This is a genomic window from Mesorhizobium sp. M0437 (assembly GCF_040321335.1).
GTDB lineage: Bacteria > Pseudomonadota > Alphaproteobacteria > Rhizobiales > Rhizobiaceae > Mesorhizobium.
Window position 1 is genome coordinate 1 of record NZ_JAMYRK010000146.1, and the last position, 4,067, is coordinate 4,067.

Consider the following 4,067-nt stretch of genomic DNA (forward strand, 5'->3'; position numbering starts at 1 on the left):
GCTTGGTGTCCAGTCGACTTCGAAGACCAGGTCAGCCACCGCCGCTGGCATATTGGGTTATCGCGATGAATCGCTGGCGCACAATCTCGACCCGGCCTTGGGGCCCTCTGATATTGCCTTCCAGAAAGTCGTCGAAATCTGGGGCTGCAAGCATGTCTTTGAACTGGTCGCCGATATAGGTACGGACCTCGTCTTCCGCGCCTCCCAGCTCAGCAACCAACTCTTCTCGACCGTCGACGATCAAGAGTATGTCCTCGGCATCCCGGCTAGAAAGCAGATCCTTTCCACCTCTGCCAAGGTATGCCTCCAGCTTCGTCGCGACGAAGAGTGCCGGTGTCAGGCGACGGATGATGAGCTTATCGTCCAACGGACAATCGACCGCCGTCTCAATACCCGCTTCATACCAACGATTGCTGAATCCGAGGATTTTGGAATCGTCCGGCATGAAGTCGACTTTGATCCGGCCAAGATGCATTCGGCAAATGACACTGTCGTTGGGTGACTCCGAGAAACCCCGCTCTCGAAGCCGTTCCAGGAGCTGCGCCCATTCCGAAAAGCCGGCCAGATCGACAATTAGGTCGACGTCGTCAGTCGCCCTGACATCCTCGAGCGTGATGGCATCGGTGATGAAAAGAGCGGTCGTACATCCGCCGACGAATACAAGACGCTTGCGCAGGTCATCGCCTAGAGCTTCCGCGACAGCCCTTAGCATTGCTAGTAGCTGGCCTTGGATGCTGGTCATTTCTGCGCGAGCCTTTCCGCAAGACGCTCCGCCGCGAGGCCAGCCACGCGCTGGTTTCCGAGTCTTATTGCGTCCGCAAGGGCAAGATACTCGTACAGCCGATCATCCCTTTGAACGGCTTCAGGAACGCTTTTAAACATCGGCGTCACCGATTGTCCCATGTCGCGGCCGCTGGCATAGGGCCACACATAGATGTAGCTGCCAGCGCTTATTAGCACGTTCTTTAGGATGGGCGCCGCAAAAGCGGTCGGGATTCCGCGCTGCATTGCTCCAGGCTTCGCTGGAAAAACGAACTTCAACCCGTGCACGATGAAATTCTGCAGGTTCCTGCGGCTCGGCTTGGCTCTGCCCGTATCTCTATCCCTGGCCGCGATACCGGAGGCAAGACTTCGATTTATGGATGCATTGACCTCAGTCTTGCTTATGCCAAGAGAAGACGCCAGATTGCGGACCGAGTATGGATCCTGGCCCTGCGCTTCTGAGCGCAGAGTTTCGACACCTTTTTCTTTCTCCTGCTCCTGAAGGCTGATGAGCTTGAGCAGGACGACGATGTCCTGGCTTTTCATTTGATTCCGATCCGCTGTCCGTTGTCCGAGGACCACGGACACCTACACGGGGAGTGCGGCTCTGTCAAAGGAATCAAGAATCCCTGCAGCTTACGTGGCCCAATAATGATTCGACCGCATTCAGAATAGAGCAGTGCGCGTTTTAATTAAGGCGATCCCGCTGCGCTGATCCGTCTTGAATTTCGGCGCCTTCATCGAAAAACATTGCAGTTCCGCCTACTGTTTTTTCCCGAAAAAAATATCGAGTTCTGGCCACGTTGCGGAATGCATCATTGCGAGGTGAGGCTAATCCCCGTCGAGCGCGCGGCGCAGCAATTCGACCAGGCGTTCGATCGCTTGGCTGTGAGCAGAGCCGGTCGGCCGCCGTGCGAAAAAATCATCAACGCTGATCCAGTTGGTCGCGTCGGTGCTCGTCCCCGGTGCCACACATTCAATATAAAGATGCAATTCGTCTGGTTCAAAGACAACCATCCAGTTTCCGCTAGTCCCCCGCAAGTCGGTAGGTCAGTGTGCTCATGGCAGGCAACTCCTCACCGCCAGCTTGCCTATCCGCCCTGAGATTTCTATTCCCAGAAATCGGTATTGACGCCTCAGGCGAAGTCTGCCGCCACGCTCCGCAAGAAGGCGAGCGTCAACGCGGTCCCCATGTTGTCTCGCGGCCGCGCCTGGCTCTCGCAGACATATCGCAATGCGCCATCAGGTGTGCGGCGCACCTTGCATTGATTCTCGGGTTCTCCCATGCAAGGCCTCTCCACAGGGCAGACGACCGCGCGGGAACGCTTCAGCATCTTCCTGGCATTTGGTGAACCGGACGGCTCTTCGCCGCTAGGAGCAGGCAAAAATCGCAATCCAGGTAAGGTTCCCAGCTATGGCCCGCTCGACCCCGCCACGATCTCAGCATACCGCACCCTGGGATCTCCCCAATCGGTCTATGTTCAGATGTTATGGCGCTTCGGGTTGATCCGTTCAGAGCGCATGGGAGAGGTGCGGGCCTGTAGGGCAGGAGCTGGCACCGTCCGTTCCGCCGCCCTAGTCGAGATCAGGTGGGAGCGGCGGGACGGCTGCGTGACGAACAGAGTCGGGGCTCCTGATTCAAGAGCCGCAGCTTCGGGCTGTTCGTATCATGCGCCTTTTTCGCCCTGAGCATTTGAGACGTCGCGTCGCAGCCTTTCCGGGCCACTGGGCCGTATACGCGCTACCGCGCTCAGCTTTAGCTCCGACTCCAGTCCTGGAAAGCCAGCCAGCGTATAGGCCGCGGCCATCGAGCCAAACCGCTTTTTGAACACACGGTAGATGGGCAAATCGGAGTCCGCATTAATCAGCGACAAGGTGAGGTGCCCGTGAGCGGCGCGCAGCCGCCGAAATCCGTCTAGAAGCTCTTCGTCCGAGTACTTTCGCAGAGCTCCCCGCCGATCCGGTACGTAGCCGATCGCCGCATAGACCGCCTTCAAGCTGCCGAAAAGCCGGACATAGCACTGTCCTGACGCAGTATACGGACAAGCATTGATCACGGTGAGGCTGAGTCGTTTCTTTTCTTTCAATAGCCGCTTTAGGTTTTTGAGCATTTCGGGCTTTGTATAGGTGTACCCGCGCTTTCCCCTTGCGAGTTGCGCCCTCTCGAATATTTGAACCGTTACAATCGGCTCCATGACCCGGATTCGGACCCATTTATCGGGAGTGTTTGGCTTGGATTGGCTACTCATACTGTGCGACGTTCGGTTGTAGACATAGTAGCCTATCATCAACTCGCTTTTGAGGAGGGATGCGACGCGCCCGGTCGTCCACACATCGCCGTATGTGGAGGGCACTCCTTCCTTGTTCAGACGAACCGATATGCCGGCCATGCTCTGCCCTTCAGCAACAAACATGTTGAAGATGCGCCTAACAAGCTCGATTTCATTTGGCGGGCCGGGCACAAGGAGAACGCGGTCGCCAGCGAGCCCTTTCTGTTCTCCAGAGCCGAGAAGGTAACGGGGCTCCCCATCTTTATCCAGCAACAGTCGCCTGACGCCGTAGGGCACAGGTCCGCCCTGGCTGAATCCGAGACGAGCCTGCTGCAGGTGCGCTCTGGAGACCTTTGCGGATAGCTCGCGGCTGTACTCGCTTGCCATCACCCGTTTCATATTCTTGAGGATTGCAGAGACCATGCTGCCGTCGTTCTCGAATTGTTCGCCGCAATATTCCACCGCAACGCCTGCGTCACGACAGAGAAACTCGTAATGAGCGGACTGGTCCGTATCCGGAAAGCGGCCCCAGCGGCTGACGTCAAGAACGAGGATTGCCGAGAAAGTCTTTTGGCCAGTCATGACATCGGCCAGTAACTGCTTCAGTCCGTCGCGACCTCTTATGCTCAGGCCGCTTTTCCCAGCGTCTTCGTAGGTTTGGACGATAGTGTATCCGCGCCGCTCCGCGTACTCTGTAATGGCCATCGCCTGGTTCTCCAGCGAATAGCGTTGATGTTCAGTGGACATACGAATGTACTGCGCCGCACGGATAGGGGGCGCTGTCTGCAACTCGAAAGCCATGGGGTCTCCTTGGGCTTGAACAATCCCAGAGACACGAAATGTCTTTCAGAACTCTGTCGCATTCTGTGAATTCCCATTCGGCGGCCACGAAATTGGGAGCGCAGATCTCCTAGCAACGGATGATTGGACAGCGCAACGACCGGAAAAGGGATGCGGTGAGGGGCGGGCGCCCACGGGGTTTTGGCAGCAGAATCAAGGGGCAGCTTTTCCCCGCACTCGCGCAAGTCCTTGCCC

At 57.1% G+C, this 4,067-nt stretch carries 4 protein-coding genes; all 4 read right to left on the reverse strand.

The genetic code is table 11. From position 1 onward, the window contains the following. Positions 1–31 precede the first annotated feature (31 nt). Complete coding sequence (locus NKI72_RS34165; protein ID WP_352693188.1) at positions 32–742, reverse strand: hypothetical protein; 711 nt, start codon at positions 740–742, stop codon at positions 32–34. Next, the gene (locus tag NKI72_RS34170; protein ID WP_352852142.1) at positions 739–1,308 is read right to left on the reverse strand and encodes a hypothetical protein; all 570 of its coding nucleotides are present in this window, start codon (positions 1,306–1,308) and stop codon (positions 739–741) included. Before NKI72_RS34170 ends, NKI72_RS34165 begins: the two co-directional genes overlap by 4 nt. Before the next feature lie 285 nt (positions 1,309–1,593). Next, complete coding sequence (locus tag NKI72_RS34175; RefSeq protein ID WP_352693184.1) at positions 1,594–1,779, reverse strand: hypothetical protein; 186 nt, start codon at positions 1,777–1,779, stop codon at positions 1,594–1,596. 650 nt (positions 1,780–2,429) lie between these two features. Then, a complete protein-coding gene (locus NKI72_RS34180) occupies positions 2,430–3,833 on the reverse strand; it encodes a recombinase family protein (RefSeq protein WP_352693182.1) in 1,404 nt (467 codons plus the stop codon). Positions 3,834–4,067 lie beyond the last annotated feature (234 nt).